We start from the raw sequence: 14,450 nt of genomic DNA, 5'->3' as shown, positions 1-14,450 counted from the left end.
TACGGCTCACCAACTGGCCCGGTTGATCTACGCCATGCTGACCAAGGGACAGCCTTACGTGGCGCAGGATATGGATGAGTACGAGGCTAAAAGCCGTGATCGTCAGCTTAGAGCTTTGCAGCGCAAGGCTACAAAGCTGGGTGTCCGATTGGTTGCGGCTTAAAAAAGCTTAAAGAACAAGGGGATGGATTTTGTTTGATGAGAGCTTGCTCCCGCTCGGCTGCGCAGCAGTCGTGAAACCGGCTGCTGCGGTTTGTCTTTAAGAGCACGTCAGGTCCATTGCAGGCGGCTTCGCCACCCAGCGCGAGCAAGCTCCCTCGCCACAGAAGGGTATGCTGTTCTGGCTGGCGTAATCCAGCGTACGCTTCGCCAGCAAAGCACCTTTTTGCGTAGTGGTTTCGGTCAACACCTGTTCGATAGCGTGTGCCGGATCGCAGTAGAGAAGGGCAAGCTCGCGATTGTCTGAACTTCCTCTTCAAGGAACTTAAGAAAATCGATTTCAGGACAATCCTCAGACATTTCCATGAGGGCTTGTGCCGTATCCCGATGAGGACGTATGGCCTCGCGCCTCATTTCACGTAGCGCTCCGTTTTGAGCATCCAGGTTGAATATCCGCAAGGTATCAATCGCCCTTTGCCGTGACCTATCGTCCAGATCAGCCCGTGGGACGATGGTGCCGTCGCTGACGAAAACGAAGTAGTCATCCGGGTCGTCCACGTCAGGCTTGAGCAAGACACTGTGATCATACGGGTCGCAACTGTCCTTGAACTTACCGCACGCATCTTCCCGGCAGCAGGAGCCAAATAAGTTGCTCCAATCGAATGTGCCTTGTGGGTATCTGTCTCGTTGTCGAAAGTGCTCAATGTGTGCGTGGCCGGGTTTTCTGATATCAGCCTCGCAATAAGCGCAACGAGTATCTTGCATGGCTTGGAGACTTTCCCAGAGCTGATCACGTTCCTCCGAGGTCGGAGATTGTAACGACCACTTGTGCAATCCGTGTCTGTAGCGGGTAAGACAGTGGGGCCCTTCACCTCGAACAAGCTTTCGCATGTACCCAGTTTCCTTGTCTTACTGTTTTATCAGCTGCTTGCGTTTGAACGTTTCCAACCGGATCAGTCGATGGCAATCGAGCATATTCGGATGCTGACTACCGAAATGCTCATCCAGATAACTGCGCAGTTCCTGGCCCTGTGCTGTTTCATGAAGGTTCTGCTGAATCAATCCCATGTATTCGCTCATTTTTTGAGCTGGCTCATTGTCGGGTGTCGGATCGATGTCCATGACGTACGCCAACACTTGGGAACTGGCGACCCCCTGAGTTTGTTGATCCACATTGCTCACTGTTACCCGTCGCCCGTTTTCGTCGGTTTCGGTTTGGAGAACACGGATGCAGTGCGCTGGTACGGAGGTGATCACCTGAGGGCTATGGGTTGTCACGATGAACTGGATATGGGGGAAAGCATCGAGGAGATCAGGTACGACGGTTTGCTGCCACGCCGGGTGCAGGTGCATGTCGACTTCATCTATCAAAACCACACCTGTGCTTCTACTCGGAGCCATGATGCCCAGATGCGGATTGAGTTTTACGCAGCGATAAGCGATGTCCGCAGCCAAGGCGACAATATTGCGGATCCCATCGCTGAGCTGACTGACCTTCAACACACCATGAAATGGATGTTCCAGCACCAAGTCGGAAAATTCACTGCTATATGCCAGATCTCGCCATCCCGTCCGGGTAGCGAGGACGGCATTCACTGCATTCTGTACAGCCAATACCGGATGTGCGAATTCGTCCTTTACATCAACGCTTAGCTTCCCACGTTCAATATTGCGAATCTGCTCCTCGCGATAGCTGCGAAAGATTCGAGTGTACCACTTGGCAAAGTGTTTATAGCTTGAGGCCGGATCAAGGCAGTCGCGATAGGCATAAGTTCTTGAGAACTCGGCGTTTTCAGCTTTTTCATGAGCAGCAGTCAGCTTCTTCTGACTCCAGAGCCGGCCTGTGCCGTAGTACGCTAGGACTGGCAAGTCGAAGGGGTCTTGATGGCCAGCCGTTGCTCCGTCAAAAATCCGCACTTCAAGCGTCTCGGCGGTAGTTTCCAGCAAGGTGGCTGCTGCATCCCCGCGGGTTTGCGTGCCTTTGCGGATGCTCTCCCGACGCCGTGACCATTTCCAAGGCATGTTCAGAAAAAGGGCGTGGGCAGTTAGCCGTGCGGGAAGAGATGGTTCCATTTGATGCGCTGCGAGAGGGCGTAAGAAAACGTCCTCTGGGTGGATGCCGGTAGTGTCGTTGGTGGTGCTACCGAGATCAAAACCGCGAACATAGGGCCACAACGCGACCTTAATGGCATCCAGGAGGCTCGTCTTGCCTTGACCGTTGCGTGCGACCAGCAAGGTCAATTGGGGGTCCAATTCAAGAGTTAATGTAGGGAAACAACGGTAGTTTTCCAGTTCCAGCCTGATCAGTTTCACAGACTCTCCTCGATGTGGACCGATGCCAGGCTACGGCAGTGGTGATGTTCCAGCGAATGGATGTGAGACGAATTCTACTGTGAATGAAAACAGCTGAATACCTGCTCGCTGCCTCTTCACGATTTAAGGCTTGCGCAGCGTTTTCTGCCTGAGAATATAAACCGTCACCAGCACCGCACTGGTGAGCATGAACCCCCGGGCCCACGGCAGGGGCACCAGGTAGCAGGAAAAGAGGATGCTCGCCCACATCAGCCCGATGGCATAGACCTTACCCTTGAGCGGGATGCCGTTGCCACTGAGGTAGTCACGGATCCACGGGCCGAGGCGTGGATGTTCTACCAGCCATTGGTAGAAGCGCGGCGAGCTGCGGGCGAAGCAGGCCGCCGCCAGGAGCAGGAAAGGGGTGGTGGGCAATACGGGAACGAAGATGCCGATGACCCCTAGCGCTACGCTCAGCCAGCCAATGGCCAATAGAACGTAACGCAGGATCAGCGGGCGATTGCCGACAGGCGAGGGCACCCAGTCACTCAGTGGTGGCGAGGCTTGAGGATCGCCGGTTTCTCGTCCGGTGCGTTGCACAGCAGGTACAGGGCCGTGAGGGCTTCGGGGATCTGGACGATCATGTCGTCCATCAGGTTGGCGTCGGCGGCGATGTCGGAAAATTCCGGTTGCTCGTCGAACAGGCCGGAACCCACCATGATCGGCAGCAGCATTTCGCTGACTTCTTCTTCGGCGGTTTCGAACCAGGCGGCTTCGCGCAGGAACACGCCTTCCATGAAACCGATGCACCAGCCACGCAGCTCCGAATCGTCCGGGTCATCGCCCAGGTCCAGGTCGCATGGCAGTTCGAATTCTTCGTCGGAAGCCAGTTGGCGGGCGATGTGGGCCTTGAGGCCGACCAGCGTGGCTTCGATTTCGGCACGCTGGGCTTCGTCGCTGTAATGCGGCTCTTCGGCAAACAGGGCGTCGATCCACTCACGGTCCGGCACCGTTTCTGCGCAGATGGACAGGGCGGTCAGATAGCCGTGAGCGGCCACGTAGTCCAGCGCCTCTTCGTGCAGCTCATCAGCGTCGAGGAAGACTTGCAGGCGGGTCAGTTGCTCAGCGAAGGACATTACGGGCTACCTTGGGGAATAAACAATGCGGGAATTCTAGGCCTTCTTGAGCGCCCAGGCCAGCCGCCCGGCGTATTTGCCTCTACATGGGCGCACGGGTGGACCGCGACCCCTGTAGGCGCTGCCGAAGGCTCGGGCCGCGTTCGGACGATCTTTTGATCCTGACCCTGCTCTGTTGGTTGTTCGCTTTAGATGCAATTGGCAGAGGAAAGATCGCAGCCTCGTTGCACTCGGCAGCTCCTACAGGGCGCATGGCGTGCAATCGCCTACTTGATCACCTCCTGTCAGCAGCCCCCTTTGCAACGAAGGCCTCGGGTATACTGCCGCGTTTTGTGATGCCCTGCGGCGTCCTGCCGGTTCGAAACGCACACTTACGATTTGCCGGTGCAGCGTTTGTGATTCTGAACCAGCCTTGCAGGGATGTTTCGGTGATTTTTGGAGTTTTTATGCTCGAACAGGCTCAACGCGTCCTCAAGGACATCTTCGGCTACGACAGTTTCCGTGGCCGTCAGGGTGCCATTATTGAGCGCGTGGCCAGCGGTGGCGATGCCCTGGTGCTCATGCCCACCGGCGGCGGCAAATCCTTGTGCTTCCAGGTCCCGGCGCTGTTGCGCAACGGCCTGGCCGTGGTGGTCTCGCCGCTGATCGCATTGATGGACGACCAGGTCGCAACCCTGGAGGAGCTGGGGGTTGCCGCTGCTTCGCTGAACTCCACCCTCAGTGCCGAGCAACAGCGGGACCTGGCGACACGCATCAAGCGCGGCGAAGTGAAGATGTTGTACCTGGCCCCGGAGCGCCTGGTGCAGCCGCGCATGCTGGCGTTCCTGCAGAGCCTGGAAATCGCCCTGTTCGCTATCGACGAAGCCCACTGCGTGTCCCAATGGGGCCACGACTTCCGTCGCGAATACCTGCAACTGGGGCAGTTGGCGGAACTGTTCCCCGACGTGCCGCGCATCGCCCTGACCGCCACCGCCGACAAGCGCACCCGCGAGGAAATCGTCGAGCGCCTGCACTTGCAGGATGCCGAACGGTTCCTGTCCAGCTTCGACCGCCCCAATATTTTCTACCGCATCGTGCCCAAGGAGCAGCCGCGCAAGCAGTTGCTGGCGTTTCTCGCCGAACGCCGCAGTGATGCCGGCATTGTCTATTGCCTGTCACGCAAGAAGGTCGATGAAGTGGCCGCGTTCCTGTGTGAGCAGGGGTTCCCGGCGTTGCCGTATCACGCCGGGCTGCCCAACGACCTGCGGGCCTATCACCAGAAGCGCTTCCTCAACGAGGAAGGTTTGATCATGGTGGCCACCATTGCGTTCGGCATGGGCATCGATAAGCCTAACGTGCGTTTTGTCGCGCACCTGGACCTGCCCAAGTCCCTCGAGGCGTATTACCAGGAAACCGGGCGTGCCGGCCGTGACGGCTTGCCGGCCGATGCCTGGATGGCCTACGGCCTGCAAGACGTGGTGATGCTCAAGCAGATGTTGCAGAACTCCGAAGGCGATGAGCGCCACAAACGCCTGGAGCAGCACAAGCTCGACGCAATGCTCTCGCTGTGCGAAGAAACCCGCTGCCGTCGCCAGACCCTGTTGGCCTATTTTGACGAAGACATGCCCCAGCCTTGCGGGCATTGCGACAACTGCGTCGATGGCGTGGAAACCTGGGACGCCACCGAGCCGGCCCGCCAGGCCTTGTCGGCCATTTTCCGCACCGGCCAGCGCTACGGTGTCGGGCATCTGGTGGACGTGTTACTGGGCAAGGACAACGAGAAGGTTCGCAGCTTTGGCCACCAGCACCTGTCGGTGTTTGGCGTGGGCAAGGCGCGCACCGAGAGTGAGTGGCGTTCATTATTCCGACAGCTGGTGGCCCGCGGTCTGGCCGACATCGACCTGGAGGGCTACGGCGGCCTGCGTTTGTCCGCAAGCTGCCGGCCCTTGCTCAAAGGCGAGGTCAGCCTCGAACTGCGTCGCGACCTCAAGCCGGCAACGGCGGTCAAGAGCAGCAAGAGCCAGGCCAGCCAACTGGTGCGTGGCGAAGAACGCGATCAATGGGAAGCCTTGCGTGCTTTGCGGCGCAAGCTGGCCGAGGAGCACGGCGTCCCGCCGTACGTCATCTTCCCCGACTCGACGCTGCTGGAAATGCTCCGCAGCCAGCCCACCTCTTTGGCGGAAATGGCCCGGGTCAGTGGCGTGGGGGCGCGCAAGCTGGAGCGTTATGGCGAGGCCTTCCTCCAGGTCCTGGGCGGCGAGGCCGAAGCACCGAAAGCGGTGGCCGATGTGCGCCACGAGCTCATCACGCTGGCCCGGGCCGGCATGACGCCATTGCAGATCGCCGGGCAACTGCAGTGCTCGGAAAAGAACGTCTATACGATGCTGGCCGAGGCCATCAGCAAACAGCAGTTGTCGCTGGAGCAGGCGCTGGATCTACCCGAAGAACTAATGGGGGAGGTGCAGGATGCCTTCCTGGATGGCGAAGGCGAGTTGCCGCCAGTGTCCGAAGTTGCCGCACTGTTTGTAGGACGGGTTCCCGAAGGTGTGCTGTATTGCGTCAGGGCTGCGTTGCAGTCGGAATTTGAAGTCTGATCAGTGAGTTGCGGTCCTTTAACGATTCAGTACAAGGCGAGCCTTGCTTGAATCCAAAGCTCATGCTTAGCTGACTAATAATTAGTTTTTCTCTATTTCAGATCTGATGAGTTTTTTATGCCGTTAACCGATCAACACCGTTTTGGCATGCAGTTGGCGCAAATGTCTCGAGGCTGGCGTGCCGAACTGGATCGTCGCTTGGCCGGCCTGGGCCTGTCCCAGGCGCGTTGGCTGGTGCTGTTGCACCTGGCCCGTTTCGAACAGGCGCCGACCCAGCGTGAACTGGCCCAAAGTGTCGCCGTCGAAGGCCCGACCCTGGCCCGGTTGCTCGACAGCCTGGAAACCCAGGGGCTGGTGCAGCGCCAAGCCGTAGCCGAGGACCGTCGGGCCAAGAAAATCGTGCTTTGCGCAGCGGCGCTACCGTTGATCGAACAAATCGAAACCATTGCCACGCAACTGCGTCGTGAGCTGTTCGAAGGTGTCGACGAAGCGGACATGCGCGTGTGCATGCGGGTCCACGGTACGATCCTGGCCAACCTGGAAAAATCCTGAGGCATATCCCTGGCGTCAGACTTTTGAGATTCGGCGATTAGCGAACTATAACCAGTACTAAGTGATCGTATTGGATGCGTTTACGCTCAGTCTGGTAGTCGAAAGGGATACCCATGCTTGAAAGTTTGCAGTCCACGTTGCGCAGTTGGGTCAACGTGTCGGTCGTCGTGGGTGCCCTGGGGTATTCGACCTTGGCGTCGGCACTGGGGTTTGGCGAGATCACGCTTCATTCCGCCCTGAACCAGCCGTTGCGCGCCGATATCGCCCTGGTCGATGTGGCCGGGATCGGTGAGGGCGATCTGTCGGCCAGCCTGGCGAGCCCGGACGATTTCAGTCGTGCGGGTGTGGAACGGGTGTTCTTTCTCAATAACCTGCGCTTCACGCCGGTACTGCGCGGGGAGCGCAGCTTCATTCGGGTGACCTCCAGCAAACCGGTGGAGGAACCCTTTCTCAATTTCCTGGTACAGCTCAATCAGCCCAACGGGCGTCTACTGCGCGAGTACACCGTGCTGATCGACCCGCCGGGTACACCGGGTATCGTGCCGGCCGGTGACGAACCTTCCGAGGCCCCGCAGGCCGCGATGCCGGTCATCAAGCCGCCCCCGGCGGTACAGGGCAAACGTTACACCGTCGTGCCGGGAGACAACCCCTGGCTCATCGCCAAGCGCCTGCATGATGCTGGCAGCAACGCGTCGGTCAATGAGTTGACGCAAGCAATCCAGGCCTTGAACCCCGGCAGCGACCGGCTTTCCATCGGCCAGCGCTTGTTGTTGCCCGATTCGGCCGTGCTGCCGACGTCGGCTGCAACCCCTGTCGACCTGCCCCCCGCCGCGTCCGATGAGCAATTGGCCGCCAGCGCGCTGCAAAACCAGCAGCAACAGCAGACTATCGATGAACTGCAGGCCCGGCTCCAGGCCCAGGACGAGGAACTCGCTGACCAGCGCAAGCAGATCAGCGAATTGCAGACCCGGCTGGCCGAGGTTGCGCCAGCCCCTGTTGCATCGACGCAACCGCAACCGCAACCGCAACCGCAACCGGCGCTTCCTGCATCGGAACCGGCTCCAGACGCGCAACCCGCGACAGAACCGCTTGCAGAGCCAGAGGGCACTAATTGGTCATGGGTGGCGGGGCTGGTGGGCCTGTTGGGGTTGCTGGCGTTGTTACTGTTCGTTCGGCGTCGGCAGCAGCAGGCCGAATTGGAACCGATGGTCGGGCGTCCCGAGCCGATGCTGGAGGATGACGAAACCTTTGCATCAATCCCCGATACGCGGTCGTCCGAGACCGCGGCATCGTTCCATAACGGGGATACGCCCCAGGGGGATGTGCTGGAGGGCGTCGGAATCTACCTGACCTACGGTCGATTCACCGAGGCCGCCGGATTGTTGCGCGCTGCGTTGCTGGCGGAGCCGGAACGTACCGACCTGGGCCTTAAATTGCTGGAGGTACTGGGCAAGCAGGGCGATGTCATCGGTTTCCAGGCTCAGGAACATCATCTACTGGCACAGGGTATCGATGCCGGGACGTTGGAGGAGATCCGCGGGCGCTACCCCAAGGTTGCCATGATCGCCGCGCCGACAGTGGCATCGGTACAACCTCAGGCACCGGTTCTTGTACCTGCTCTGGCACCGATACCTGTTCCTGAACGTGAGCCGGTGCCTGGTGACGAGTTCGAGTTGGACCTGGATGCACTGTCCATGGAAACCAGCTGGGACCTCGCCGATGCCCAGGACCACACGGCTGAAAAAGAGGCTGTTTCACCCCATGCCGCCGAGAGCTTTTCGCTTTCAGGGGGCGATGAGCTGGACCTGCAATGGGAAGCGCCGCTGGAAACCGAGTCGCTGGACGATGCTTTCCTCGATAGCTTTGCCGATGAAGAACAGGCGCTGGCGCTCGAGCCGCAGGCCCTTGAACCTGTTTCTCTGGACACCATGCCCCTCGAACCTCAGGCCCCGGAACCCTCGGTCAAGCTGGAACAGGCACAGAATTGCATCGACGATGGAGACCTGAAAGCTGCCGCTTCCTTGCTTGAAGAACTGCTCGAAGAGGGCGACGAACCCCTCAAGCAGACCGCCCGGGTGCTGCTGGCCGGGATTCGCTGAAGCTATGAATGGATGTTGAGTCAACCGGCCTCTTCGCGAGCAAGCTCGCTCCCACAGGGATCTTGGGTGAACAGTCATCCCGCGAACACTCCGCCCCCCATGTGGGAGCGAGCCTGCTCGCGATGACGGCAGCACAGCCAACATCACCGGCACTGACCCACCGCTATCGCGAGCTTGCTCCGGGCGGCGTTCCGACGATAGCGGCCTATCAGGCTGTCAACTCCTGTCCAGGCAGCCCCTCAAAACGTCTGCCCCAGGTTCAGATACACCGCCTGTTCATCTTCGTCGTTAAAGCCATAGCTGAAGTTCAGAGGTCCCAGCGGTGTATCGAAACCGAGGAAAACGCTGGCGGCGTTGATGTAGCCGCTGTCGAATTCGTTGTCGTTGTTCCAGGCCCGGCCGCGTTCCAATGAGCCACCGATGTACAGCGGAAAGTCCAGTGGCAGGTAGGCCCGCGGTGTGAGGCGACGGTAATACACGGCGCGCATCAAGCTGATGTTCTGCCCGGATACCCCGTCTTCGCGAAAGCCTGACAGTTGCCGCGCGCCACCGAGCACAAAGCTGGACGTCACGACCTCGGCAGTGTCCAGTGTGCGGCCGTAGCGACCGCCCAGGATAAAGGTGTCCGGGCCGCGGCTCAGGGCCTTGTCCAGTTTGAACTCCCACTGGCGGTAACGCTGGTCGGAACCCAGCCCCGGTTCGTATTGGCGCCAGGTCAGGCCGATGTCTTCCCCTTCGTGGGGGAAATACACGTTGTCGAAGGAGTCGAAGGAGTACTTCAGCTCATAAAAACCTTCATTGAAGTTTTCGCTGGGCTGGTCATGGTCGCCAATGCGCACATCCGCCTTGCCCCAGGCCTGGCCGACACCGAAGCGGATTTCGCCGTTGTTGCTGATCTGGCGGCCCAGGTTCAGCCCGAAGCCATAGCGCTCGACGCGATACTGGGCCACCGGATCGTTGTTCAGGATGGACTCCACGTTGCGGGATTCGAATTGCCCGTAGGGGGCGATGAAGTAGCGTGAGCCGACATCCAATGGCTGGTAGAACTCGCTGTACAGCTCCTGCTTGTCGCCGATTTGTGCCCGGGTCAGCCATTCGGCACCGAGGCGATTGATGCCGTTGACCCGATAGCTGGCCCCCAGGTTGAAAGCACTGTCGCCGCGCATGTCGTCCGACAGGCTCAGGCCCAGCCGCAGGTAGTCGGTGCCAGTGCGTTTGCCTCGGGCGTTGATCAGCAGCGTGTGATCCGGGCCCTTGCGGACCACGCGGTATTGCACCTGCTCGAAGTAATCCAGGCCGTACAGCGTGCCCATGTCGGTCTGCAGGCGGCCCAGGTCCAGCGGCTCACCGATCTTCTGGCGAACGTAATAGCGGATCACGTCATCACCGACTTTCGAGTCGTTCTCCACACGAATGGCGGTGATGACCGGCGTGCGCTCGCTTGGGGTGCGCGCGGCCATGAGCTCGGCGTCGGGCGCCTCGGATGGGCGTAGGGGAACCAGGCGTGCATCGAGTATCCGCGTGGCACGATAACCGGCATCGATCATGTCCTGGGCCTGGCCGAAATCGGTGGCGCCGAAGCTCGCCAGCGCCGGCTGGATCAGCACGTCGTCTTTTTTCAGGGTTGCCAGTTGCTCTTCGGAGTTGCGTCGGGTCATCAGGGTGGTCGATTGGTTCAGCACGTCGAGCACCGTGACCAGTTGCTTGCGATTGCGCAGGGGGGTACCGATGTCGACCACGATAGCCACGTCCACGCCCATTTCCCGGGCCACGTCCAGCGGGATGTTGTCGGACATGCCGCCGTCCACCAGCAGCCGGCCGTCCAGTTCCACCGGGGCGAACACCGCCGGGATCGACATGCTGGCGCGAATGACTTTGGGCAGATGGCCTTTGCGAAACACGACCTTTTCGCCCGTGGCAATGTCAGTGGCGACTGCGCGAAATGGGATCGGCAGTTGGTCGAAGTCCCGGGTGTCGCTGGCGTGGGCCAGCAGGCTTTCGAGCAGCAGGGCCAGGTTCTGGCCCTGGATGACCCCCAAGGGCAGGCCGAGGCTGCCGTCGTCGCGAAAGCTCAGTTTCTGTTTTACCAGGAAGTCCCGGTCATCCTGCTTGCGTCGGAATGGCACGTCCTTGCGTGGCGGCGCATCGGACAAGGCCTGTTGCCAGTCGATGCCCAGGGCGAGCTTTTCCAGTTCGTCGATCTTGTAGCCCGAGGCATACAGCCCGCCGATTACCGCGCCCATGCTGGTGCCGGCGATGGCATCGATCTTGATGCCTTGCTCTTCCAGAGCCTTGAGCACACCGATGTGGGCCAGCCCCCGTGCGGCACCGCCGGACAGCACCAGGCCGATTTTCGGCCGTGGCGTTTCGACGGTGGGCTCTTTGGCATGGCCGAGCAAGGGCAACAGCAACAGCAACAGGAGGGGCAAGAGGCGGCGCATCGTCAATCTCGGGGGCGATCAAAGGCGGGTATTATAACGACGCCTTCGAACCCAAGAGTCCACCCGCAATGACCGAACGTAAACCGGAAGTCGTCATCACGTATTGCACCCAGTGCCAATGGCTGTTGCGCGCTGCCTGGCTGGCCCAGGAACTGCTCAGCACCTTTGGCGATGACCTGGGCAAGGTGTCGCTGGTGCCGGGCACCGGCGGTGTGTTCCACATCAGCTGCGACGGCATGCAGATCTGGGAGCGCAAGGCCGATGGCGGTTTTCCCGAAGCCAAGGTCCTCAAGCAGCGGGTCCGCGACCGGATCGACCCGGAGCGGGACCTGGGCCACAACGATCGGGGTCAGTGAGACGCGACTTGGGCGCCGACCTCCGGTTTCTTCGAACCGCCCAGTTGGCTTGAGATCACGATGGCCACGATGATCACCACGCCGCCCAGCAGCATGCGCAGGGTCGGGATCTCATCGAACAGCCACCAGGCCATGGCGATGCCGTAGACCGGCTCCATGGCGAACACCACTGCCGCCGTGCGGGCCTTGATCACCGCCAGGCTGGCGACGAACAGGCTGTGGGCCAGGCCGGTGCAGAACACGCCGAGCAAGCCGATCCACAGCCAGTCGATGGGGCGCACTTCGCTCAATTGCGGCGCGGCCATCGGCAGCAGGCACAACCCGACTACCACGTTCTGGCACAGCGCGGCCTGCACCGGCGGCACGTGTGCCGACCCGGCACGGTTGGTCAATGACAGCAGGGAAAACAGCAGCCCCGAGGCCACGGCCCACAGCAGGCCAGTGGTGGCGCCGCTGGCCAGGTCGAAGTTCGGCGTGACCAACACCAGGCCGATGCTCACCAACACCACCAGCCAGATTTCATTGGCGCGAATCCGCTCGCGGAAGATCAGCCCTTCAAGCAACACCGTGAAGGCCGGAAAACTGGCGAACCCCAGCGTGGCGATTGCCACGCCGGCAACCTTCACGGCGATGAAGAAACTCACCCAGTGCCCGGCCAGCAACAGTCCCCCGAGCAGCAATCGCCGGTCATCCTGGGCCCGCAGTTTCTGCCAGCGGCTGCTGCTGGCGAACCGGGCGAACACCGCAAGGGCAAGCACGGCGAAGATGGCGCGACCAAACACAATGACCGCCGGCGAGGCTGCGGCGAGTTTGCCGAATACACCGGTCAGGCCAAACATGAGTGCGCCAATGTGCAGGGCGCCGAGGGCGGTACGGGGTGTCATTTCAATCCTTTCAATAAAACCGGTGGATACATCAATCTCGCGTAGGAGCTGACGAGTGCAACGAGGCTGCGATCTTTTGATCTTTTGATCTTTCGCTTGAGATTCAAGTGTCTGGGGGAGGATCGCAGCCTCGTTGCACTCGTCAGCTCCTACTCAGTTCCTACAGGGCATTTAAGCGTTTGGGAGAGGGTGGCGTCTGTCGCGATCCTAGCGATTTTTAGCGCGTATCTAGCGCTGACGCCGCAGCTTGCCCGGCGAGGCGCCGAATTCGCGCAGCACCGCCGCGGCGAAGGCACTTTGCGAGCTGTAACCGACACGGTGGGCAATCTCACCGATGGGCAGCTGCGAATCACGCAACAACGCCACGGCCTTGTGCAAGCGACGGCTACGGATGTAATCCATCGGGGTTTGTCCGCACTCGGCGACGAAGCGCGCGTGCAAGCGGGCGCTGGAAAGGCCGGCGACTCGCGCCAGGTCCGCCACTTGCAGCGGATAGGCGGCGTTCTGGTCGATGTGGGCGTTGAGTGCGGCGTAGGGCAGGCGCCGGCCGCCGAGGGTTGCCTGGCGAGCGTTATTGAGACTCGCCAGCAGCAGCACCGCGCCTTGCTGGGCGATCACCGGATCGTCCACCGGGCTGCCCGCCAACCAGCTGACCAACTGGCTCTGCCCCGCATCCAGGGGCAGGCGAGCGGTGTCGTCGAGCAAGCGGCGGCTGGCGTTGGCGTGATCCCCCAGGCATTGCCCGACCCAGTCATCACTGGGCACATCCAGCACCAGGCAACGGCTGCCGTGGGGGCTGCCGCAGGCGTGATGTGCGCCGGCGGGTATCACCACGAAGCTTTGTTGCACCACCTGGCTGCCGTGACCTTCGACCTCGAAATCCAGCGCGCCAGACAGCCCGAACACCAGTTGGGCATGTTCATGGCTGTGGACGATCAAGTCGTGGCTGTAGTGGCGTAGGGTGAGGATCGGTCTCATCGCGGTCTCCCGTGTCAGGCCGCCAGCATACACCGAGGGCGCAACGCCCGGCGCTGTCATGCAATGGACTTGTGTTTGTCATGGGCCATTAACCGCTGGCGTGCACAGTGGCAAAAACGATCAGAGGGTTGCCCAATGACCAGCGCCGAGCTCGCCAAACCCAGCCGCAAACAGCGTGTTCGCACCCTGTGGATTTCCGATGTGCACCTGGGTACCCGGGATTGCCAGGCCGAGCACCTGTCGCAGTTTCTCAAGGGCTACCACGCCGACAAGATCTACCTGGTGGGTGACATTATCGATGGTTGGAAACTGCGCGGTGGCATGTATTGGCCCCAGGCTCACACCAACGTCATTCGTCGCTTGCTGACCATGAGCAAGCGCGGCACTGAAGTGATCTACGTCACCGGCAATCATGACGAATTCCTGCGGCGCTATTCGAAGCTGATCCTGGGCAATATCCAATTGGTGGACGAAGCGGTGCACGTCACTGCCGATGGTCGGCACCTGTTGGTGATCCATGGCGACCAGTTCGATGTCATCACCCGGTACCACCGTTGGCTGGCGTTCCTCGGGGATTCGGCCTACGAGTTCACCCTCACGCTGAACCGCTGGCTCAACCATTGGCGGGCCCGTTACGGCTACGGCTACTGGTCGTTGTCGGCGTACCTCAAGCACAAGGTCAAGACCGCCGTCAGCTTCATCAGCGATTTTGAAGAAGCCATCGCCCACGAGTGTGTGAAGCGCGAACTGCATGGGGTGGTCTGTGGGCATATCCACCATGCCGAGATTCGCAAAGTGGGTGAGGTGGAATACCTCAATTGTGGTGATTGGGTCGAATCCTGCACGGCGCTGATCGAGCACTGGGACGGGTCGATCGAGTTGTATCGGTTGGCGGAGGCCCAGGCACGCGAAGCGCAGTTGAAGGCACTGAAAGTCGCCGAACCGGCTTGAAACCGTAGGCGCTGACGAGTGCAACGAGG

General features: G+C 60.5%; 12 protein-coding genes and 1 pseudogene. 6 read left to right on the top strand and 7 right to left on the bottom strand.

The annotated features are described in order from the left end of the window. Window positions 1-163, top strand: a pseudogene (locus tag AACY42_RS15165) (IS110 family transposase); the annotation flags it as partial. 239 nt (window positions 164-402) lie between these two features. On the opposite strand, the gene ptuB reads toward AACY42_RS15165, so the two are convergent. The 4 genes from ptuB to AACY42_RS15145 form a co-directional block, all read right to left on the bottom strand. Next, complete coding sequence (gene ptuB, locus AACY42_RS15160) at window positions 403-1,050, bottom strand: retron Ec78 anti-phage system effector HNH endonuclease PtuB (protein WP_339480479.1); 648 nt, start codon at window positions 1,048-1,050, stop codon at window positions 403-405. An 18-nt stretch (window positions 1,051-1,068) separates the two neighbouring features. Continuing rightward, window positions 1,069-2,472, bottom strand: a complete 1,404-nt coding sequence (locus tag AACY42_RS15155) for an AAA family ATPase (RefSeq protein ID WP_339480478.1) — start codon at window positions 2,470-2,472, stop codon at window positions 1,069-1,071. A 123-nt stretch (window positions 2,473-2,595) separates the two neighbouring features. Then, entirely contained in the window at window positions 2,596-2,991 is a 396-nt protein-coding gene (locus AACY42_RS15150) for a YbaN family protein (RefSeq protein ID WP_046062963.1), read from the bottom strand. Between the two features lie 8 nt (window positions 2,992-2,999). Beyond that, window positions 3,000-3,587, bottom strand: a complete 588-nt coding sequence (locus AACY42_RS15145) for a UPF0149 family protein (RefSeq protein ID WP_003198997.1) — start codon at window positions 3,585-3,587, stop codon at window positions 3,000-3,002. A gap of 446 nt (window positions 3,588-4,033) precedes the next feature. Here AACY42_RS15145 and recQ point away from each other — a divergent pair, with 446 nt between their 5' ends. The 3 genes from recQ (at window position 4,034) to AACY42_RS15130 (ending at window position 8,811) form a co-directional block, all read left to right on the top strand. Further along, window positions 4,034-6,160 (top strand): DNA helicase RecQ, encoded by a 2,127-nt coding sequence (gene recQ, locus AACY42_RS15140; RefSeq protein ID WP_339480472.1) that lies wholly within the window; start codon window positions 4,034-4,036, stop codon window positions 6,158-6,160. A 117-nt stretch (window positions 6,161-6,277) separates the two neighbouring features. Continuing rightward, window positions 6,278-6,712 carry a MarR family transcriptional regulator gene (locus AACY42_RS15135; RefSeq protein WP_339480470.1) on the top strand — a complete coding sequence of 145 codons (435 nt, stop codon included), beginning with the start codon at window positions 6,278-6,280 and terminating at the stop codon, window positions 6,710-6,712. Window positions 6,713-6,825: 113 nt separating this feature from the next. Next, window positions 6,826-8,811 (top strand): FimV/HubP family polar landmark protein, encoded by a 1,986-nt coding sequence (locus AACY42_RS15130; RefSeq protein WP_339480469.1) that lies wholly within the window; start codon window positions 6,826-6,828, stop codon window positions 8,809-8,811. A gap of 239 nt (window positions 8,812-9,050) precedes the next feature. Here the strand turns inward: AACY42_RS15130 and AACY42_RS15125 are convergent, their stop codons facing one another. After that, window positions 9,051-11,252, bottom strand: a complete 2,202-nt coding sequence (locus AACY42_RS15125) for a patatin-like phospholipase family protein (RefSeq protein WP_339480466.1) — start codon at window positions 11,250-11,252, stop codon at window positions 9,051-9,053. 68 nt (window positions 11,253-11,320) lie between these two features. Here AACY42_RS15125 and AACY42_RS15120 point away from each other — a divergent pair, with 68 nt between their 5' ends. Further along, window positions 11,321-11,608 carry a SelT/SelW/SelH family protein gene (locus AACY42_RS15120; protein ID WP_339480463.1) on the top strand — a complete coding sequence of 96 codons (288 nt, stop codon included), beginning with the start codon at window positions 11,321-11,323 and terminating at the stop codon, window positions 11,606-11,608. On the opposite strand, the gene AACY42_RS15115 is transcribed toward AACY42_RS15120, so the two are convergent. After that, the gene (locus AACY42_RS15115; protein WP_339480461.1) at window positions 11,602-12,492 is read right to left on the bottom strand and encodes a DMT family transporter; all 891 of its coding nucleotides are present in this window, start codon (window positions 12,490-12,492) and stop codon (window positions 11,602-11,604) included. The genes AACY42_RS15120 and AACY42_RS15115 overlap by 7 nt on opposite strands. Before the next feature lie 228 nt (window positions 12,493-12,720). Beyond that, window positions 12,721-13,470: a helix-turn-helix transcriptional regulator gene (locus AACY42_RS15110; protein WP_339480459.1), complete on the bottom strand. Its 750-nt coding sequence runs from the start codon at window positions 13,468-13,470 to the stop codon at window positions 12,721-12,723. A 135-nt stretch (window positions 13,471-13,605) separates the two neighbouring features. On the opposite strand from AACY42_RS15110, the gene AACY42_RS15105 reads away from it, so the two are divergent. After that, window positions 13,606-14,421, top strand: coding sequence for a UDP-2,3-diacylglucosamine diphosphatase (locus tag AACY42_RS15105; RefSeq protein WP_339480457.1), 816 nt, complete (start codon window positions 13,606-13,608; stop codon window positions 14,419-14,421). Window positions 14,422-14,450 lie beyond the last annotated feature (29 nt).

Origin of the sequence: Pseudomonas sp. RL_5y_Pfl2_73 (assembly GCF_963970515.1) — a bacterium.
Lineage (GTDB): Bacteria > Pseudomonadota > Gammaproteobacteria > Pseudomonadales > Pseudomonadaceae > Aquipseudomonas.
The sequence above is the reverse complement of the archived record's forward strand: the minus strand, read 5'-3'. Positions and strand labels throughout refer to the sequence as shown.